Genomic DNA, 19,631 nt, shown 5'->3' with positions numbered 1-19,631 from the left:
ATCCATCGTTTGGGAGAAACCCCTTTCCTGTGGCTGGATTCAATAGACTGTGAAAATGCAAAATTTTTATTTTGCACGGTGTTGATTGGAGTGGAAGGCGCTAATCCCGCGAAAATGTATCCGCATTTTATTCGTGCGGTGTTGATTCAAGGAAGCTTATTTATTGTCCTGCGGGAGTAGCGTACAGGGAGACCCCACAGACGCATAGCGCCGAGGAGGCTCCCGGCAGCCCCGCAGGAAAGCTTGAGTGCCTGCAGCGGAAATCAACACTCATAGCAAACAGCCGCTAAAAAAGTCTTATCTAAGGAACTTTTTCTAAATTAATCTAAGATTCCCTTAGAGCGCTATTTTTCTAATCATAAAGTATCCTAATCCTTCATAGGATTGTTAATGACATAGTGATTAAACGTAAAGATTCGAAGGGAGGAGTCGCTTTGTCTCAGGGGAATCCATCGTGCTTACGATTTTCTTTAGAAGAATCAGTATGGTTTCAAAAAGGACAGGAAGTATCGGACCTGATTACCATCTCGTTAGACCCCAATATAACAATTCAGGAAAGCGATCAATATGTAACAATCCAGGGAGCACTTGAACTGGCAGGTGAGTATAGACGCAGCGATGAAGAAGCATCCGAGGAAGATCAAGAGGGTTTGGCAGTCACCAAATTCGTTCAGACAGTTGAAGAAAGAGGAGAAGGAGTTTGTGAATTCAAACACTATTTTCCTGTCGATATAACCATTCCGAATAATAGAATCCAAAGCATCTACGATATTGATGTTGCGGTAGAGTCCTTCGATTATGTTCTGCCGGAAAGAAGCTGTATGAAATTGACAGCTAATTTAACCATTACCGGATTATATGGTGATCAGCAGCATATTCCTGTTCAAGAATGGGAGGAAGAAGCGGAAGCTGAAACTGAAACGGAAGAATTAGAGGTTCAGTACAGATCTTCTGAGGTGGCAGAGGAGACAGAGGAAGAAGAAATTATACAGCAGGAATGGCCGTCATATCAGCAAGAAGAACAGGACCTAGAGGAAGAGGAAGAAAGAGAGGAACAGGTATACTCGAGCGCCGAGGAAGATATACGGGAAGAGGACCCGCAGGAAGAGCAGTCAGAAACCGATGAGGTTTTTATTCCATTTGAGGCAGAAGCAAGAAAGCAGCCTGAAGTGGAAGAGCAGGCCGTCATTAGACCTTCAGTGCCGGCGGCGCTCGAATTAAAACAAGAGCAGCCAGAAGAAGAAGAACAGACTCCGAAAACTGCACCGGAAATATCTTTTTCTTCTCAGCGCAATGAGGAGGAAGCACCGCCAACCGCACAGGAAATCTATCAAATGACGGAAGCATCCGAATCAGATAGTCCTTCCTTTGAAAAGAAGCCTGTTCAAGCGGCTGCACAGGAAACCCATGAGGAAACAGAGGAATCCTCATCCTCTTCAGAACAGGAGGCTAAGAAGAAGAAACTCTCCAAGAAGAAAAGCATGTCGTTAACAGAGTTCTTTGCCCGGAAGGAAGAGACAGAGGAACATGTTAAGCTCAAGGTTTGCATTGTGCAGAACGGCGACACAATTGATGCCATTGCTGAAAGGTATGATATACCAGCCCAGCAGCTATTACGGGTGAATCACCTTGAAATCAATCAGGATATTTATGAAGGGCAAGTGCTGTACATTCCTGTTGCGGTAGCCCATTAAATGGTTAAAAGGCTGAGCAGGTATTAATAACCCGCTCAGCTATTTTCATTTAACCAATATATTTTAGAATAACATCATTCTTTCTCATTCTGGAAAGTGAGTGGTTAAGGTGGAAGAAAAAAATCGGCTGCGGAAAGTCTCCCCTATTTTAAATCATTATTCAATAGAGCCGCATTTTGTAGAGGAGTTTGGGAGAGTTCAGAAGGTATACAGCAGCAAAGGTGTATTTGCCTTGAAGAAAATAAAGCCTCAGCATGGAGCAGATTTTATAAGGCATGTACAAACCCTCTTTCAAAAAGGCTATAACAGAATTGTCCCTATTTACCCGACGGTGGATGGAAGATATGGGGTGCTCCATCAGAATGAATTATATTATTTAATGCCATGGATGCCTAATGAAGAAAAAGAGGATAGATTTGAGAGGCATCAGCAGATGCTGAGGGAATTGGCAAGACTGCATACATTGTCCTCGAGGGAAGTTCCTATAAACAAGGAAGACAGAACCGAACATTATGAAAAAACTTTGCAGGAATGGGAGAAAGAAAAGGAGTTCTTGGAGGGATTTATCGAAGCCTGTGAAAGAAAAGAGTATATGTCTCCTTTTGAGCTAATGTTTTCCCTATATTATCACGACGTCAGCCAGGGACTAAAATTCTCCACAAACAAATTTAAAGATTGGTATGAAAAAACAAAAGAAAGCGACAAAGCACGAACGGTAATCGTCCATGGGAAAGTTTCAACCGAGCATTTTCTTTACGATGATAGGGGATATGGGTACTTCACGAATTTCGAAAATGCAAGACAGGGGTCGCCGCTCCATGATATATTGCCGTTTTTATCAAGGACACTGAAAACTTATCCAAAAAGATCAGAAGAATGTGTAGAGTGGATTTACACCTATATGAAATACTTTCCATTCAGAGACGATGAGATGCTGCTGTTTCAAAGCTACTTTGCTCATCCGGGTCCTATTATCAGGGCGGCCGAACAATATTATAAAGGGGAGAGTAAAAGGGGAGAAAGAAAGGCTGTCCAGCATTTGCAAAGGCAGTATTGGCTCTTGAAAAATATTGAATATGCTGTAATGAGAATCGATGAAATCGAGAGGCAAAAACAAGAAGCAAAAGCAGCTGCCGAAGCTCAAGCACAAGAAGGAGCCCAAAGCTAAAAGATGCGGGCTCCTAAACCAATTGAAGATGGAAAGCAATAGCAATCAGAATGAACAGCGATAGCAGCAGTACATCAAAGGTGGTAGGCAACAAAATTGTTCTTATGCCTTGAAAAACACAGAACGGGATTATGAACTGTGCACATACATTCCTGAAAGTTCTTAACCAGGGAGGCAGTGTGTAAGGATTATATTTTCTTCTCATTGTCGCATGCCCCTTTCCCGAATGTTCATATGTATATTCTATGATTCATTTTTCGGTAAAGTGCCTATTTTCGTTTCTTTCCTGTATAACAGTATTTTAAAACTCCCCTAAAGAAGTCTTTTTCGGGCAAAATCATCATCACTTCGGTAGAAATAATGAATAATATATAAAAAACTCGGGTATCCTTATTGACTATAACAGTCTTTTTTCGGTAGTATATTTTATATATAAAATTGTATATCGATGCTAAGACAGGGAAGAGTACAATGGCGATTTGCCTTTTAGAGAGGAAAACCAGCAGCTGAAAGGTTATCCAGGCAAAACTGTTGGAAGGTCGCCCTAGAGCATCTTTTGCGAAAGGCTGCAGCCAAGTAGTAAAAGACGGGAAATCCGTTATCTGTTTAAGTGTCAATCTCTATAAGAATGTCTTTCCCTGATTTTCTTTAGTGATTGAAAAAAAGGTGGTACCGCGAAGCAAACTCCATTCGTCCTTTTATGGCGAATGGAGTTTTTTATTTTTTTGGATTGCTTTCAGAAAGGAAGAATGACACATGGATAATAATGAATTATCAATGCCGACGAAATATGATCCGCAGGCGATTGAAAAAGGACGATATGACTGGTGGCTGGAAGGTAAATTCTTTGAAGCAAAAGACGATGAAACAAAGCAGCCATATACAATTGTGATTCCGCCTCCGAATGTAACAGGAAAGCTTCATCTCGGTCATGCATGGGATACAACTCTTCAGGATATCCTTACTCGAATGAAGCGAATGCAGGGATACGATGTTCTATGGCTTCCAGGAATGGACCATGCGGGCATCGCCACTCAGGCAAAGGTTGAAGAAAAGCTTCGCAATGACGGCAAAAGCCGCTATGATTTAGGCCGTGAAAAATTTGTAGAAGAAACATGGAAGTGGAAAGAGGAGTATGCCAGCCATATCCGCCAGCAATGGTCAAAGCTTGGATTGGGACTTGATTACAGCCGCGAACGTTTTACACTGGATGAAGGCCTTTCAAAAGCTGTAAGAGAAGTTTTCGTTTCACTTTATAATAAAGGATTGATTTATCGCGGCGAGTATATTATTAACTGGGATCCGTCTACAAAAACGGCTCTTTCTGATATCGAAGTTATTTATAAGGATGTTCAGGGTGCCTTCTACCATATGAGATATCCTTTAACGGATGGTTCAGGACATATCGAAATTGCCACTACACGCCCTGAAACGATGCTTGGCGATACAGCTGTAGCAGTACATCCGGAAGATGACCGCTATAAGCATTTAATCGGCAAAACGGTTAAACTGCCGATCACAGGACGCGAAATTCCGATTGTTGCAGATGATTATGTAGAAATGGATTTCGGATCCGGCGCAGTAAAAATTACGCCGGCTCATGACCCAAATGATTTTGAAATAGGAAACCGCCACAATCTTGAAAGAATTCTTGTAATGAATGAAGACGGCACAATGAACAGCCGAGCCGGTAAATACCAAGGTATGGACCGCTTTGAATGCCGCAAGCAAATCGTGAAGGATCTTCAGGACGAAGGAGTGCTTTTCAAAATTGAAGAGCATATGCATTCTGTGGGCCATTCAGAGCGCAGCGGCGCAGTTGTTGAACCTTACCTTTCAACACAATGGTTTGTAAAGATGCAGCCTCTTGCTGATGAAGCCATCGCTCTTCAAACTAAAGAGGAAAAAGTAAACTTTGTTCCAGAGCGATTTGAAAAAACGTATTTGCGCTGGATGGAAAATATTCGTGACTGGTGTATTTCACGCCAGCTTTGGTGGGGGCATCGGATCCCGGCCTGGTACCACAAAGAGACAGGTGAGGTTTTCGTAGGGCACGAAGCACCAGAAGATATTGAAAACTGGGAACAGGACAAAGATGTTTTGGATACCTGGTTCAGTTCAGCTCTATGGCCATTTTCAACAATGGGCTGGCCGGATACAGACTCAAGCGATTTCAAGAGATACTATCCGACTGCTGCTTTGGTAACTGGCTATGACATCATTTTCTTCTGGGTATCACGAATGATCTTCCAAGGTCTCGAATTTACAGGGGAGCGTCCATTCCAGGATGTATTAATTCATGGTCTTGTTCGTGACTCACAGGGACGCAAGATGAGTAAGTCCCTTGGAAATGGCGTTGATCCAATGGATGTAATTGATCAGTATGGTGCTGATTCACTCCGCTATTTCCTTTCTACAGGAAGCTCGCCGGGACAGGATCTGCGCTTCAGTATGGAAAAGGTTGAGGCAACATGGAACTTTGCCAATAAAATCTGGAATGCATCCCGATTTGCATTAATGAACATGGATGGATTAACATATGAAGAAATTGATTTAAGCGGTGAAAAGTCTGTTGCTGATAAATGGATATTAACCCGTTTGAATGAAACTATTGAGACGGTTACAAGATTATCTGACCGCTATGAGTTTGGCGAGGTTGGCCGAGTGCTGTATAACTTCATTTGGGATGACTTCTGTGATTGGTATATCGAAATGGCAAAGCTTCCGCTGTACGGAGAAGATGAAGCTGCCAAGAAAACCACCCGTTCCATCCTGGCATATGTTCTGGACAATACAATGCGTCTGCTGCATCCATTTATGCCATTTATCACGGAAGAAATTTGGCAGAATCTTCCTCATTCAGGTGAATCCATTACGGCTGCACAATGGCCGGCAGTTAACAATGAATACACTGATAACCAGGCTGCAAATGAAATGAAGCTGCTTGTAGAAATTATTCGCTCTGTCCGCAACAGCCGTGCTGAAGTAAACACGCCTATGAGCAAGAAGATTAAAATGATGGTAAAAGCTAAGGATGAGGAAATTCTGGGCACACTGGAAAATAACCGTGCCTATATTGAACGATTCTGTAACCCAGAAGAACTAGTGCTGGCTCTGAATGTTGAGACGCCTGATAAGGCGATGACAGCAGTTGTGACTGGTGCAGAAATCATCCTTCCGCTTGAAGGCCTGATTAACATTGAAGAAGAAGTTGCCCGCCTTCAGAAAGAGTGGGATAAATTAAATAAAGAAGTTGAAAGAGTCCAGAAGAAACTTTCAAACGAAGGCTTTATTAAAAAAGCGCCTGAAAAGGTAATTGAAGAAGAGAAAGCAAAAGAACAAGACTACAGCGAGAAGAGAGCTGCTGTAGAAACTCGCATTAAAGAGCTAAAAGGAGAATAATTAATAGTTGCGGAAGGCGGGTCCATATGAAGGATTCGTCTTCCTTCCTGTATAACGGAGGTGCATGTATATATGTTTTCTACTTATGAGGAAGCACTGGAATGGATTCATTCAAGGCTAAGACTTGGGATGAAGCCGGGACTGCAAAGGATGGAATGGATGATGGAAAAACTCGGGCATCCCGAAAGAAGAATTAAGTCCATCCATATTGGCGGAACGAATGGTAAAGGCTCAACTGTAACGTTTCTAAGATCCATTCTTCAGGAGGCGGGTTATTCTGTCGGAACTTTTACATCGCCATATTTTGAGAAATTTAATGAACGGATTTCTCTGAACGGAATTCCAATTAACGATGAAGATCTTGTTCGGCTTGCTAATGATATATATCCGCTTGCGATTGAATTGGAACAGACGGAACTCGGCGGTCCAACCGAGTTTGAAATCATTACCGCCATGGCTTTCCAATATTTTGGCCATGTACAGCCGGTGGATCTCGTTTTGTTTGAAGTGGGCCTTGGCGGAAGGTATGACTCTACGAACATCATCTATCCTATATTATCAATCATTACAAGCATCGGACTCGACCATACAGCTATCCTTGGGAATACATACGAGGAAATCGCTTTTGAAAAAGCGGGAATCATTAAACCTGGAGTCAGTGTGATTACAGCTGTTAAACAAGAAGAAGCGCTCGCTGTTATTCAAGATAAAGCTTTAAGCATGAAGTCACCAGTTTATCAGCTGGGGAATGAGTTTGCTATTTCTGATCATAAATCCCTGGACCTGGGAGAATTCTTCTCCCTTAAGACAGTCTTTCAGAACTTCCCTGATCTTGAGACAGGAATGAGCGGAAAACACCAGACTGAAAATGCTTCCCTTGCTGTAATGGCAGCAGAGCTATTGAATAAATTTTATTCTTTCCTTATAGAGGTAAATCATATTAGAGCGGGATTGAAAAAAGCTTTCTGGCCCGGGCGATTTGAAATTCTATCTGAAGACCCGCTGGTAGTAATAGATGGAGCGCATAATGAAGAAGGGATAGCTGCCTTAACTGCTGAGCTGAACAACCGTTTTGAGGATAAAAGCAAAAATATTGTATTCGCTGCACTTGCTGATAAAAAGCTTGATAAAATGATCGGTAAGCTTGATTCTGCTGCAGATCGCATCACCTTTACCGAATTTGAGTTTCCGAGAGCAGCAGCAGCTGAAGATTTATATAATCTCAGTAAAAACAGCAGGAGACAGTTTCATACGGACTGGAAGGAGCTATTGGAGGCTGAACTGCGTGAAGCAGGAAAAAACAGCGTACTGGTTATTACCGGATCACTTTACTTCCTCTCAGAAGTGAAGCCTATTCTTTTGAATCTTTTGAAAAAAAATAAATGAAATATGACAAAAGTTAGAAAATTTGATAAAATGTTCGTGTTATCCGACTATTTTCCTGAATAAATTGGAGGAGGGGGAAAAGATCGTTAGTTCACAAGCCAAAAAAATAATATGGTTATTATGGATATTAATATTTCCTGCAGGTTCCATGCTAACCTATCATTTTTACCCTCCAGATTTTTCAGGACAGGGAATCAGTTTGTTTGCCTTTTTCATATTGATGTTTTTCGTTTCTTCCATGCCGATGGTAATCAATAATACACCAATCTTTTTAATTCAATGGGTTACGATGGCAGTGTTTTTAACCTTTGGGCTCTTTGCTGAAATGATAATGGTACAATTGGGGATCCTGGTACTTCTATTAAGGCTGAAAATACAAAAGGATCAGCTGTTTCGTCTGCCGCTTAACTCACTTTTGTTCTTTACATTATCTTTATTGAGCGGGCTGGCTTACTTTGCAATGGGTGGCAAAATAGGCGTAGATCTAATAGAAAATCCCCAATATTTCTGGATTGCTGCAGCATACCCGATAATCCATTTTACTTTAAATCAGGTATTAATCAGTGTAATTCAGGCTGCATTGTATGGCAGGAAAATTTCCTTTCTGGAAAAAGACCTTATATGGGAAACTGTTACTTCTCTCATAACATTCCCGATTGGCCTTATCCTTTACATTTTATATTCTGAAGTGGGAATTCTTGCACTGCTGTTTGTAGGGGTCCCATTTGTAAGTCTTTCTATCATTCTTCATCTTTATTACTCAAGTGAAAAGGTTATTGATTACCTTCAAAAAGCCGCAGATATAGGGCATCAAATGGCAGAGCGCCTTGATGTGAATGAGGTTATGGAGCTTTTCATTTTGAAATTGAGCGAAATGTTGCCTGTTGACTATGCCTATATTCTTGATATTAAGGATAACGATGAACTTCACTCCATTTACCGAATTGAGCATGGACAAATAAAGCCGAATGACCTTAAGCCTACCAAAAAAAGTGAGGGAATCAGCGGATTGGTTTTGGGTACCCGAAAATCTGCCCTTTTCCATTCGCGGAAGAAATGGAAAGGCATTGCTAAGGAATTCTTGCCTGAAGATGCCGAAAGCCTTATTTGTGTTCCAATAGTCCGGAGCAATGAAGTATTGGGGATACTGCTGCTTTCTTCAGCAAAAAAGAGGTCCTATGAAAAGTCACAGCTCATGATTGTCGATATTTTATGTTCGCACTTTGCAATAGCAATAGAGAATGCAAAGCACTATGAGGAAACAAAAGCCAAAAGCGAGCGCTGCGCGTTAACGAAACTATTCAATTATAGATATATGGAAGCTAAATTAAATGAAGAATTCAGCAGATTGCAAAATGGTGAAAGAGAATTCCTTTCACTCATCATCCTTGACATCGATCATTTTAAAAAAGTGAACGATACTTATGGGCACCAAAGCGGAAATGAAATCCTCTGCGAACTGGCAGGAAGGCTGGCAAATTTAATAGATGAAGCAGGAATTGCTGCCAGATATGGCGGAGAAGAATTTGTTGTCTTAATGCCGGATACAAGCAAAGAAGATACGCTTGCCTGGGCAGAGCTTATCAGGCAGACCATAGCTAACCGTCCATTCATACTCAAACAGAACATCGATGGAAGCAGCAGCAGCACAAAAGTTTATATAACTGCCTCCATTGGGGTAGCTGCTGCACCTGAAGATGCTGATGATTCACTGGCCCTTATACGCCATGCTGACAGGGCATTATATGTTGGAGCGAAGCGGGCAGGGAGAAATAGGGTTGCGGAATATGTGAAGTAAAAATCCTTTTGTTTGTCAAAAGGATTTTTTTGTGAAAATAAACCTTTTTACCTATTAATATATTGGTCCTATAGTGTATTGGTGTAATGTTAGTGATATACATCATTGAAGTTCATAAAGAATACACATATACTGTCCAAGTATATTTATATTTTTTTGGTTTTACAAATTTTGGAGGAGGAAACAAGCTGCGGGCATATCACAATATTGAGGACCTCTATATAAAATAGGACACTGAGGAAATCCAGCTTTCTTGTGCCTGCGCCGGCGCGTTGATATTTATGGTAAATCTCTTAATAATATTATTTTTATTCGGTACCATATTAGGTTCTTTCTACAATGTAGTTGGCCTAAGAGTTCCTGAAAATCAATCAATAGTAAAGCCGAGATCTCATTGTAAACACTGTAAGCATACTTTATCATATTTGGAGCTTATCCCAATTCTGTCTTATGTATTTCTAGGTGGAAAATGCAGGCGCTGTAAGGTGTCAATTTCAGCCTTATATCCGGCTGCAGAGCTTTCGACAGGTACTTTGTTTGCTGCTGCTCCATTAATTTTAGGGTGGACTTCCGAGGTGATTGTTGCCTGGACACTAGTTTCCCTTATGGTCATTATATTTGTATCTGACTATAAATATATGATCATTCCAAATAAAGTTCTCTTAGTTTTTGGTGTGATCCTAACAGCAGAACGTATTCTTATTCCTCTTTCTCCTTGGTGGGACAGTTTAGCAGGTGGGATACTTGGTTTTTTACTCCTTTTATTTATAGCTGTAATCAGTAAAGGCGGCATGGGTGGAGGTGATATAAAACTATACTCAGTTATTGGTATTGCTTTAGGTGTGAAGCTTGTGTTGCTTTCGTTTTTTCTAGCCACTTTGTTTGGTGCATTTCTAGGTGGTACAGGCATGCTTATAGGAGTTGTGAAAAAGGGAAAACCAATTCCATTCGGTCCTTTTATTGGTTTGGGAACAATAATTGCTTACTTTTATGGCAATGAATTGATAAAATGGTACTTTCACGCAGTCCTGTGAGTATAAAATCTGTAATTTTTCTATTCTGATGGCAATGAAGGAATACCTATAAATAAATTAGATCTAACTGAAAATCAAAATGAAAAATTTGACGAAATCCTTCCGTAGCAAGACGACAAAAGTCTTGTTATTTTTTTTTTTTCTTATGTTAGGATGAAAACAATTCAGGAAACGGCACGGAAGGAGGATGAGATATGGACAAGCCTAAAAGCGAGAAAACGATCACGATTAAGATAAATGGCAAGGACCGTCCGTTTCAGGAGAAAAAGGAAGAAATGCAGGAAAAAGCATGGGATCCGAGACAGCTGGATAGACAGAAAAAACAGGAACAAACTGAATTTTTCGCATCCATACAAACAGCGGCTGGCAAAGAGGCGGATGACAGCTTTGACTGGATTCTGCCTGAGGAAACGGAAGATGCGGATATAAAGGAATATAAAATAGCAGCCCCTCCTAAATCACCAGCTAAAAATGGTTTGAGTACACTGGCTAACAAATTCCAGGGAAGAAATAAGCAAGGATTCTTAACATCCATTTTTCTGGCTGTCTTTTTTGCTGTTCTGCTTGGGACTGGCTTCGGATTCATCATGCTGAAGCTGGTATTTACCGATCAGGCAGGCGAAACTGTGGCGCCTCCAATTAAAGAAACTCCGGCAGCATCAAATCAGCAGGCTCCCGCTGCAGCCGCAGAATTAGAAACATTAACAGCATACGTAGTTCAAGGCGGCGTATGGTCAAACAGTGAGGCAGCACAGCAAGTCCAGGAAGCGAACTCGCAAAAAGGAGTCTATAGCCAATCATTAAAAATGGGAGAGCAGACTTTTCTTTTTTTAGGGGTAACCGGAAGTCTTGATCAGGCGAAGGAAATAGGTGCCGATCTAAAAAGCAAAGGAATTGATGTATTTGCAAAAGAAGTTGCCTTTGAAGGTAAAGTAATTGAAGGGCTGAATGCTGAAGAGAAAAAGCTGGCTGACATTGCACCTGCTTTATATCAAAGCCTCTCAGAAGGCGCTGCCAGTGCCTCTCTCGGCAGCTCCATAACGCCAGAGACGGCTCAGGAAATAAAAAATCATAGCAAGGCAGTGAATGAACTGCAGGCAGATCAAATTCAAAATAAAAGCCTGACATCTATAAAAGAGGAACTTTTGGATGCCTCGAAGCAAATAGAAACTTACCAGCAGGCAGGGGATTCTGCATCAGCCGGTAAAATTCAGGAGCACCTGCTGGCATTTCTTGCCGCTTATCAGTCTCTGCTCCAGTCAGACGGGCAGTAAGGTCCCGGCATATTGTGCCATAATTTTATCCGATTCGAATATTTTCTGGGAAATATCACATATTAAATGGAGTCTGTTCGGGAAATTTAGACAGACTCTTTCTTTTTGCCACATTTCGATAATTTATGATAAAAATATCAACAAATTACCTCTTAAAAATTGTTTGTCTGGCAATTTTTTGATACGATTAATCTGTATCTCCCAATATGATACATAAAGGTAAGGTGATTACATGCAAAACCTCATTTTAGCCTCTTCTTCCCCGCGGCGAAAAGAACTTCTTGAAAATCTTCATTTGCAATTTGAAGTCTCCAGCAGTGATGTCGATGAAAGTTTTGATCCAGTGCTGAAACCAGGAGAGATCGTGAAGGAGCTTGCCCATAGAAAGGCACAGGCTGTATTTAATAAACACCCTGATTCATATGTAATTGGCTCAGATACAGTTGTAGTTAAAGACGGCAATGTTTTAGGAAAGCCAGGCAGCAGCAAGGAAGCCTTCACTATGCTCAAAAGTCTGTCTGGAACCACCCATTCTGTTTACACAGGTGTATCCATCGTGACGCCTGAAAATGTAATTACATTTTATGAAAAAACCGAGGTGGTGTTCTGGGAGTTAACAGATGAAGAAATTGACTCTTATATCGGCACCGGTGAACCATTTGACAAGGCAGGTGCATATGGGATACAAGGCATTGGCAGCATGCTTGTAAAAAGCATAAATGGAGATTATTTCTCTGTTGTCGGCCTTCCTGTCTCCAGAACGGTTCGTGAACTAAGGAAAGCAGGATATTCGCTTCCTTAATATACTTTTTTTCATCCTCAGCTCCTGGCCCCAGAGTTTAGGGAGGAAAATATGCAAACGGATACTCTATTGATTAAAGATTTCCCTCAAGATGAACGCCCTCGTGAGCGCTTTGTCCTAAATGGTCCGCAAAGCTTATCCAATCACGAACTGATAGCGATATTACTCAGAACAGGCACGAAAGATGAATCTGTCCTCCAATTAGCGAACAGGCTTATTACCCATTTTGAAGGACTCCGGCTATTAAAGGATGCATCCCTGGATGAAATAACGGCCATTAAAGGAATAGGATCGGCAAAGGCAATACAGCTGCTGGCAGCAGTTGAAATTGGCCGGAGGATTTCAACTCTCACATATGACGACAGATATACTATCCGTTCTCCTGAGGATGGAGCAAATTATGTCATGCATGATATGCGATTCCTGTCTCAGGAACATTTTGTATGCCTTTATTTAAATACAAAAAATCAGGTGCTTCATAAGAAGACCATCTTTATTGGAAGCCTGAATGCTTCAATTGTTCATCCGAGAGAGGTTTTTAAAGAGGCCTTTCGCAGATCGGCTGCGTCGATTATCTGCATTCATAATCATCCGAGCGGTGATCCGACTCCAAGCCGGGAAGATATTGAAGTAACCAAGAGACTTGCAGAGTCCGGGAAAATAATCGGCATTGAAGTGCTGGACCATCTTATCATCGGTGAAAATAAATTTGTCAGTTTAAAGGAAAAAGGGTATTTATAACACTATGTTTTTATTTGACGTTACGCTATAATATTGGTTATGATTTTTGAGATGCCTCGCATTTTGGAGGCTCATTGTACTAGAAAAATTAAAGAAAATTCCATTAAAATACCTTACTTAGGAAAATGAGCAATTTGTATCAGAAAGGGAGATACCATTTATGTTTGGAATCGGTACTAGAGACCTTGGAATAGATTTAGGAACAGCTAATACACTTGTCTATGTTAAAGGAAAAGGAATTGTTGTCAGAGAGCCGTCAGTAGTAGCACTGCAGACAGATACTAAAAATATTGTAGCTGTCGGCAATGATGCAAAAAATATGATCGGCCGTACACCTGGCAATATTGTTGCGCTCCGTCCAATGAAGGATGGCGTTATTGCGGATTATGAAACAACCGCTGTCATGATGAAATATTATATTAAACAAGCCAATAAAAATAAGGGCTTCTTTGCAGGCAAGCCATATGTAATGGTTTGTGTGCCATCCGGCATTACAGCTGTTGAAGAACGTGCTGTTGTCGATGCAACCCGCCAGGCAGGGGCACGCGATGCTTATACCATCGAAGAGCCGTTTGCCGCTGCAATCGGGGCTAATCTTCCTGTTTGGGAACCGACAGGAAGCATGGTGGTTGATATCGGGGGAGGAACTACCGAAGTTGCCATCATCTCCTTGGGCGGAATTGTTACGAGCCAATCCATCCGCATTGCCGGTGATGAAATGGATGACGCGATCATCAATTATATCCGCAAAACTTACAACTTAATGATTGGTGACCGTACAGCAGAAACCGTTAAAGTAGAGGTTGGCTCTGCAGGAGATCCTGAAGGTGTTGAAAACATGGAAATCCGCGGACGTGACCTGCTGACAGGCCTGCCAAAAACAATTGAAATTACTGCTGAAGAAATTTCAAAAGCATTGAATGATACTGTATATGCGATTGTGGATGCAGTAAAAAATACTCTTGAAAAAACTCCTCCTGAACTGGCAGCAGATATTATGGACCGAGGTATTGTCCTGACTGGAGGGGGGGCGCTTCTTCGCAACCTCGACAAGGTGATCAGCGAAGAAACAAAAATGCCTGTCCTTATTGCAGAAAACCCATTGGACTGTGTCGCAATTGGTACTGGAAAAGCTCTTGACCATATCGATTTATTCAAAACAAAAGCAAAAGAATCCAGATAAATTGAAGCCTGAATAAGAAAATGATAAAGCCCATTCACTTCTTAAAAAGTGCATGGGCTCAAATTTGGTTTTTTTCTTGAACCATAAATGATAATTTTGCAGATATATGTTATATTTTGTTGAGCAGTGCCTGAATGGCGCAATCTTTTCTGAAAAAATACTAATCGAGGTGTAACGGATGCCACAGTTCTTTTTGAACAAACGCCTGATTATTTTGCTTGTCAGCATTATTATTCTCGTGGCATTGATTGGATTTTCTTTAAAAGATAGAGAAAATTTGACCTGGCCTGAACAATTTTTAAAAGATACTACCGGGTTTATACAAAATGCTGTTTCCAGCCCAGTGAATTATGTGGCAGGATTCTTTGAAAATGTCGAAGACTTGCAAAATACATACAAAGAAAATAAAGAGCTAAAGACAAGGCTGGATGAGCTTGCACGCCTTGAGTCTGAGGTTCAGCGACTGAAAAAGGATAATACAGAACTTCGTGAGATTCTGGATAAGAAAGACTCTTTAAGTGAATTTGAGCCAAAGCAGGCAACTGTTATAGGAAGAAATCCCGACAGATGGCATGAATTGCTTATCATTAATAAGGGAAAAAATGCTGGCATTGAACCGAACATGGCTGTTATTACGTCTAAAGGCCTGATCGGCAAAGTGAAAAGCAGCAATACCTTTACTTCAACAGTTCAGCTTCTTAGTTCAATGGACCCAACAAATCGCATCTCTGCAGAGATACAGGCTGAGAAAAGTGAATATGGACTAATTGAAGGCTATGATAAGGAAAAAGGTCTCCTTCTGCTTAAGAGAATTCCATATGATGCTAAGATTAAAAAAGATCAAAATGTAATTACATCTGGTTTAGGTGGTGTTTTCCCTAAAAGTTTACTAATTGGGAAGGTTGTAGATGTTGTTCCTGATGAATTTGGTCTCACTCAAACCGCCTATGTTAAGCCGGGGGCAGATTTCTACGATATTGGACATGTAATGGTCGTCAAAAGAGGTGCTTTACAGCCTGAGCTAATGGAAATGGTTGATGAGAAGGAGGAGGAACTGTGAGAAGATTCCTTCTTCCTCTCATACTCCTGGCCTTATTTATCGGTGAAAGCATATTTGTTCAAATAACTCCGCATGATTTGTTAGGCAGCGGAAAAATAGCTGTTCCCCGTTTCCTGCTGGCCGGATTGCTTTTTTTGACCATCTTTGGCTCAAAAAAACACGGAATTCTTTACAGCTTATTATTCGGCTTGCTTTTTGATATTGTATATGTTGAAATTATCGGCATTTACCTGTTTCTATTTCCAGTCATTGCTTTTATTACAACTAAACTGATGAAAATTCTTCAGACAAATATGGCTATGGCTTCCATCATTGTGCTTTTAGGCATCACTCTCCTTGAGGCCGGTGTCTACCAGATGAACTTATTAATTCACCATACTGATATGGTTTTTGCAGCTTTTCTATCGTCACGCCTCGTGCCAACTCTGATTTTAAATGCCATTTTCATTATTTTAGCTGTTTATCCATTTAAAAGACTTTCTGAAAAATTTTCAGATAGCTTAAACGACTAATTGTTTGAAGTGATATAATTTCACAGTTCATTTAAAAGAAACCGGATTAATCCGGTTTCTTTTAAATGAATAATTTTTAGTAAAAAAGGAATTTAGAAGGTTTCTGTCGAATTCTACCTTTATGGGCAAATTAGATAGGGATAATTGACATAATTTATTTTTAAAAGAATGGCCCTGCGAGGCTGATTGAAAATATAGCAGTTCATGGACTGCTTTAAAATAGAGTGCCACCAGCACTTATGTGTTTCTTATCATTGAGGTGAACATCTTGAAATGAAAAAAAACCAAAACGTTACAATAAAAGGGACGAAAGATGGTCTGACACTGCATCTCGATGATTCCTGTTCATATGGAGAGCTGAAGAAAGAACTTGATAGAAAGCTTTCAGAAAACTCGAGATCGGTTGAAGACCGGCTTCTTTCAGTGAGGGTACAAGTCGGCAATCGTTATCTCACAGAAGAGCAGCAGGAAGAATTGAAGGAGTTAATAAGGCAAAAGAAGAACCTGATCGTTGAGTCTATAAGCTCGAATGTCATTACCAAAGAAGAAGCTGAAAAACAGAAGGAAGAAAATGAAATTGTATCTGTTGCGAAGGTGATTCGTTCCGGGCAGGTTCTCGAAGTGGCGGGAGATCTGCTTCTTATCGGAGATGTAAACCCCGGAGGCACTGTCATGGCAGGTGGAAACATCTTTATAATGGGGGCGCTAAAAGGCATAGCCCATGCCGGATGCCATGGGAATAAGGAAGCTGTGATCGTTGCTTCGCTTATGAAACCATCCCAATTAAGGATCAGCAATTGTATTAACCGGGCTCCAGACAAGGATCAGGATGACGAAAAAAGAGAAATGGAATGTGCTTACATAGATGAAAATGATCAAATAACTGTAGATAGATTACAAGTATTAATGCATCTGAGACCTAATATAACTAGATTGCAAGGGGGAAGCTAGGATGGGAGAAGCGATTGTCATTACGTCCGGAAAAGGCGGAGTCGGAAAAACGACTACTTCCGCAAATGTAGGTACTGCTCTTGCCCTTCAGGGGAAAAGAGTGTGCCTGGTGGATACAGACATTGGCCTTCGAAACCTTGATGTGGTGATGGGATTGGAAAACCGCATTATTTATGATCTGGTCGATGTAGTCGAAGGCCGGTGCAAAATACATCAGGCTGTGGTTAAAGACAAACGGTTTGATGATTTGCTGTATTTGCTTCCTGCTGCTCAAACAAGTGATAAGACGGCTGTTACTCCAGAGCAGATGAAAAAGCTGGTCGATGAATTAAAGCAGGATTATGACTATATTGTCATAGACTGCCCTGCTGGAATTGAGCAGGGGTACAAAAATGCTGTTGCCGGTGCTGATAAAGCAATTGTTGTTACCACTCCGGAAGTTTCAGCCGTACGTGATGCTGACCGGATTATCGGCTTGCTTGAAAAAGAGGAAAATGTAGAGGCTCCAAAACTGATAATAAATAGAATTAGAAGCCATATGATGAAAAATGGCGACATGCTCGATGTAGATGAAATTACCGCACATTTGTCGATTGATTTAATTGGAATTGTGGCAGATGATGATGAAGTAATCAAGGCATCCAATCATGGTGAGCCTATTGCATTAAACCCTAACAGTAAGGCTTCTATTGCTTACCGTAATATCGCCCGCCGCATACTTGGTGAAGCTGTTCCGCTTCAGCCTCTTGAAGAAGAGAATAAAGGTGTATTCTCAAAACTAAAAAAGTTTTTTGGTGTTAAATAATTATAATTTATCGAACAAAAGCCGGGGAGACTTCTCCGGTTTATTTTTTTATCTCAGACACCCACTTCAAGTCATACTCTATTTGGACAACTCATAAACTTGTACAAATAGAGCTATATAGAAATGGTGGGGATATTATGAATTCAAGAGCGGATGAAATACGCAAGAGAATTGAGCGGAGAAAAAAAGAGAAAGAAAGATTCTCAAATAAGAAAGATTCAACAGTTCTTTGGACAGAAGATGAAGAGCGGTATGGGTTTAGTAAGCTGCCTTCATACGAGAGCAAACTCGATGAGGGGAACCACCCTTTATTTCGAAAGGAACTATTTCTATTCAAGCTGCTAGCTTCTGCCTGTATTTTTTTATTCGCTGCTATTCTTTTTAAAAACCAGGCTGCGACATTTGATCCTGCTAGAGATTTTGTAAAGGCAGCCATGGAGAAGGATTTTCAATTCGCCGCAGTTTCCGGCTGGTATGAAGAACAATTCGGAAAACCACTGGCACTGCTGCCATTTTCAGATGGCAAAAAAGATGAGAAGAACGTTGAAGAAAACAGTGAGTATGCATTGCCTGCTTCTGCAAAAATCCTGGAAGACTTTAATGATAATGGACAGAGAATAACAATCGAAACAGGTAAAGAAGCATCCATCGAAGCAATGAGTGAAGGGCTTGTGCGGTTTGCTGGAAAGAAAGATGGTTTCGGAAATACGGTTATTATTCAGCATGGTGATAAAAGTGAGTCCTGGTATGGCAATTTGGCTGAAATTAATGTGAATTTATATCAATATGTTGAAAAAGGAACCGGTATTGGCACTGCAGGTGACACCGGTGATGGAGAAAAAGGGTCTTTCTATTTCGCGATTAAAAAAGATGATGATTTTATAGATCCGATCCAGGTGATCCCATTTGAATAAAATAACAGGATTAATTAAATATATTCATATACATCCTTTGTTATGGGCCATTATCGGACTATCTGTCGCAACTGCTCATTTTATGGAATTATGCATGCTGCTCCTGATTATCTTCGTTCATGAAATGGGCCATGCAGCTGCAGCATCCCTTTATTCCTGGAGAATAAAAAAGATCGCCCTTTTGCCATTTGGCGGTGTAGCGGAAATGGATGAACACGGAAACCGGCCGCTGAAAGAGGAAATCGTAGTCATTATAGCAGGGCCGCTTCAGCATATTTGGATGATGGGGGCGGCGCTGTTATTTTATGAGCTCTCTTTTGTATCTGCTGATATTTTTCACCTGTTTATTCAGTTCAATTTAATGATCCTGATTTTTAATCTGCTACCTGTATGGCCATTAGATGGAGGAAAGCTTGTTTTTTTATGGCTTTCTCTTAATAAGGCATTTCCGGAAGCGCACAGAAAAACACTTTTCATTTCGGCTGCGGGTCTATTCAGTTTCATAATATTAACTTTGCTGACCTCTCCTGTAAACCTGAATATATGGGTAGTCCTCGCTTTTTTGGTGTTTTCGCTATATCATGAATGGAAGCAGAGCCGATTCATATTTATCCGTTTTCTCCTCGAAAGATACTATGGGAAGCACAGCGACTTCCGGACATTAAAACCTATCGTTGTAAGAGAGGAAGAATTGGTTATTGACGTTCTGGAAAGATTTCAGCGAGGATGCAAACACCCAATCATAGTTGAAAAGGACGGGAAAGAGAAGGGTGCTTTAGATGAAAATGAATTGCTGCATGCGTGCTTTGCAGAAAAAGTGCTGACTGCTAAAATTGGAGATTTGCTTTATGTTTACTGAAGAGCGAGTTTTTATTGAAATGAATAAATAATGGTTTAAAGTGAGGAA

At 40.8% G+C, this 19,631-nt stretch carries 17 protein-coding genes and 1 other annotated feature; of the genes, 16 read left to right on the top strand and 1 reads right to left on the bottom strand.

What is annotated here, in order from left to right; all coding sequences use genetic code 11:
• Positions 1-434 precede the first annotated feature (434 nt).
• Together spoVID and ysxE are read left to right on the top strand one after the other, a co-directional pair.
• On the top strand, positions 435-1,694 hold the full coding sequence (spoVID, locus tag NR125_RS06315; protein ID WP_009333147.1) for a stage VI sporulation protein D: 1,260 nt from the start codon (positions 435-437) through the stop codon (positions 1,692-1,694).
• Between the two features lie 109 nt (positions 1,695-1,803).
• The gene (gene ysxE / locus NR125_RS06310; RefSeq protein WP_009333146.1) at positions 1,804-2,862 is read left to right on the top strand and encodes a spore coat protein YsxE; all 1,059 of its coding nucleotides are present in this window, start codon (positions 1,804-1,806) and stop codon (positions 2,860-2,862) included.
• Between the two features lie 13 nt (positions 2,863-2,875).
• Here the strand turns inward: ysxE and NR125_RS06305 are convergent, their stop codons facing one another.
• Complete coding sequence (locus NR125_RS06305) at positions 2,876-3,067, bottom strand: hypothetical protein (RefSeq protein ID WP_019380294.1); 192 nt, start codon at positions 3,065-3,067, stop codon at positions 2,876-2,878.
• A gap of 239 nt (positions 3,068-3,306) precedes the next feature.
• Positions 3,307-3,563: a binding site (T-box leader), on the top strand.
• Between the two features lie 55 nt (positions 3,564-3,618).
• Between NR125_RS06305 and NR125_RS06300 the strand changes: the two genes are divergently transcribed.
• The 14 genes from NR125_RS06300 (at position 3,619) to NR125_RS06235 (ending at position 19,583) form a co-directional block, all read left to right on the top strand.
• Positions 3,619-6,264, top strand: a complete 2,646-nt coding sequence (locus NR125_RS06300) for a valine--tRNA ligase (protein WP_009333144.1) — start codon at positions 3,619-3,621, stop codon at positions 6,262-6,264.
• A gap of 72 nt (positions 6,265-6,336) precedes the next feature.
• Positions 6,337-7,650, top strand: a complete 1,314-nt coding sequence (locus NR125_RS06295) for a bifunctional folylpolyglutamate synthase/dihydrofolate synthase (RefSeq protein ID WP_009333142.1) — start codon at positions 6,337-6,339, stop codon at positions 7,648-7,650.
• Positions 7,651-7,798: 148 nt separating this feature from the next.
• Positions 7,799-9,448, top strand: a complete 1,650-nt coding sequence (locus tag NR125_RS06290; protein ID WP_009333140.1) for a sensor domain-containing diguanylate cyclase — start codon at positions 7,799-7,801, stop codon at positions 9,446-9,448.
• Between the two features lie 281 nt (positions 9,449-9,729).
• The gene (locus tag NR125_RS06285; RefSeq protein ID WP_071156195.1) at positions 9,730-10,482 is read left to right on the top strand and encodes a prepilin peptidase; all 753 of its coding nucleotides are present in this window, start codon (positions 9,730-9,732) and stop codon (positions 10,480-10,482) included.
• 194 nt (positions 10,483-10,676) lie between these two features.
• Entirely contained in the window at positions 10,677-11,756 is a 1,080-nt protein-coding gene (locus NR125_RS06280; protein ID WP_256814810.1) for an SPOR domain-containing protein, read from the top strand.
• 232 nt (positions 11,757-11,988) lie between these two features.
• Complete coding sequence (locus NR125_RS06275; protein ID WP_009333134.1) at positions 11,989-12,558, top strand: Maf family protein; 570 nt, start codon at positions 11,989-11,991, stop codon at positions 12,556-12,558.
• A gap of 51 nt (positions 12,559-12,609) precedes the next feature.
• Positions 12,610-13,299 (top strand): RadC family protein, encoded by a 690-nt coding sequence (gene radC / locus NR125_RS06270; RefSeq protein ID WP_009333132.1) that lies wholly within the window; start codon positions 12,610-12,612, stop codon positions 13,297-13,299.
• 160 nt (positions 13,300-13,459) lie between these two features.
• Positions 13,460-14,482, top strand: a complete 1,023-nt coding sequence (locus NR125_RS06265; protein WP_009333129.1) for a rod shape-determining protein — start codon at positions 13,460-13,462, stop codon at positions 14,480-14,482.
• Between the two features lie 178 nt (positions 14,483-14,660).
• The gene (gene mreC / locus NR125_RS06260; protein WP_009333128.1) at positions 14,661-15,542 is read left to right on the top strand and encodes a rod shape-determining protein MreC; all 882 of its coding nucleotides are present in this window, start codon (positions 14,661-14,663) and stop codon (positions 15,540-15,542) included.
• Entirely contained in the window at positions 15,539-16,054 is a 516-nt protein-coding gene (gene mreD, locus NR125_RS06255; RefSeq protein ID WP_009333126.1) for a rod shape-determining protein MreD, read from the top strand. The genes mreC and mreD overlap by 4 nt, the downstream gene beginning before the upstream one ends.
• A 273-nt stretch (positions 16,055-16,327) precedes the next feature.
• Positions 16,328-17,005 carry a septum site-determining protein MinC gene (minC, locus tag NR125_RS06250; protein WP_009333124.1) on the top strand — a complete coding sequence of 226 codons (678 nt, stop codon included), beginning with the start codon at positions 16,328-16,330 and terminating at the stop codon, positions 17,003-17,005.
• A gap of 1 nt (position 17,006) precedes the next feature.
• Positions 17,007-17,810: a septum site-determining protein MinD gene (gene minD, locus NR125_RS06245; protein WP_009333123.1), complete on the top strand. Its 804-nt coding sequence runs from the start codon at positions 17,007-17,009 to the stop codon at positions 17,808-17,810.
• 137 nt (positions 17,811-17,947) lie between these two features.
• A complete protein-coding gene (locus tag NR125_RS06240) occupies positions 17,948-18,724 on the top strand; it encodes a M23 family metallopeptidase (RefSeq protein ID WP_009333122.1) in 777 nt (258 codons plus the stop codon).
• The gene (locus NR125_RS06235; protein ID WP_009333121.1) at positions 18,717-19,583 is read left to right on the top strand and encodes a M50 family metallopeptidase; all 867 of its coding nucleotides are present in this window, start codon (positions 18,717-18,719) and stop codon (positions 19,581-19,583) included. Before NR125_RS06240 ends, NR125_RS06235 begins: the two co-directional genes overlap by 8 nt.
• Positions 19,584-19,631 lie beyond the last annotated feature (48 nt).

This window comes from Cytobacillus sp. Bac17 (assembly GCF_024519925.1).
GTDB classification, from domain to species: domain Bacteria; phylum Bacillota; class Bacilli; order Bacillales; family Cytobacillaceae; genus Cytobacillus; species Cytobacillus pseudoceanisediminis.
This window is presented reverse-complemented; position numbering and strand designations above follow the sequence as displayed.

Coding starts and splice junctions, on each gene's coding strand:
- NR125_RS06300 (WP_009333144.1), top strand. CDS start 3,619: ATGGATAATAATGAATTATCAATGCCGACGAAATATGATCCGCAGGCG.
- mreC (WP_009333128.1), top strand. CDS start 14,661: ATGCCACAGTTCTTTTTGAACAAACGCCTGATTATTTTGCTTGTCAGC.
- NR125_RS06240 (WP_009333122.1), top strand. CDS start 17,948: ATGAATTCAAGAGCGGATGAAATACGCAAGAGAATTGAGCGGAGAAAA.
- NR125_RS06305 (WP_019380294.1), bottom strand. CDS start 3,067: ATGAGAAGAAAATATAATCCTTACACACTGCCTCCCTGGTTAAGAACT.
- radC (WP_009333132.1), top strand. CDS start 12,610: ATGCAAACGGATACTCTATTGATTAAAGATTTCCCTCAAGATGAACGC.
- NR125_RS06285 (WP_071156195.1), top strand. CDS start 9,730: ATGGTAAATCTCTTAATAATATTATTTTTATTCGGTACCATATTAGGT.
- minC (WP_009333124.1), top strand. CDS start 16,328: ATGAAAAAAAACCAAAACGTTACAATAAAAGGGACGAAAGATGGTCTG.
- NR125_RS06265 (WP_009333129.1), top strand. CDS start 13,460: ATGTTTGGAATCGGTACTAGAGACCTTGGAATAGATTTAGGAACAGCT.
- NR125_RS06280 (WP_256814810.1), top strand. CDS start 10,677: ATGGACAAGCCTAAAAGCGAGAAAACGATCACGATTAAGATAAATGGC.
- minD (WP_009333123.1), top strand. CDS start 17,007: ATGGGAGAAGCGATTGTCATTACGTCCGGAAAAGGCGGAGTCGGAAAA.
- NR125_RS06295 (WP_009333142.1), top strand. CDS start 6,337: ATGTTTTCTACTTATGAGGAAGCACTGGAATGGATTCATTCAAGGCTA.
- NR125_RS06290 (WP_009333140.1), top strand. CDS start 7,799: ATGCTAACCTATCATTTTTACCCTCCAGATTTTTCAGGACAGGGAATC.
- NR125_RS06275 (WP_009333134.1), top strand. CDS start 11,989: ATGCAAAACCTCATTTTAGCCTCTTCTTCCCCGCGGCGAAAAGAACTT.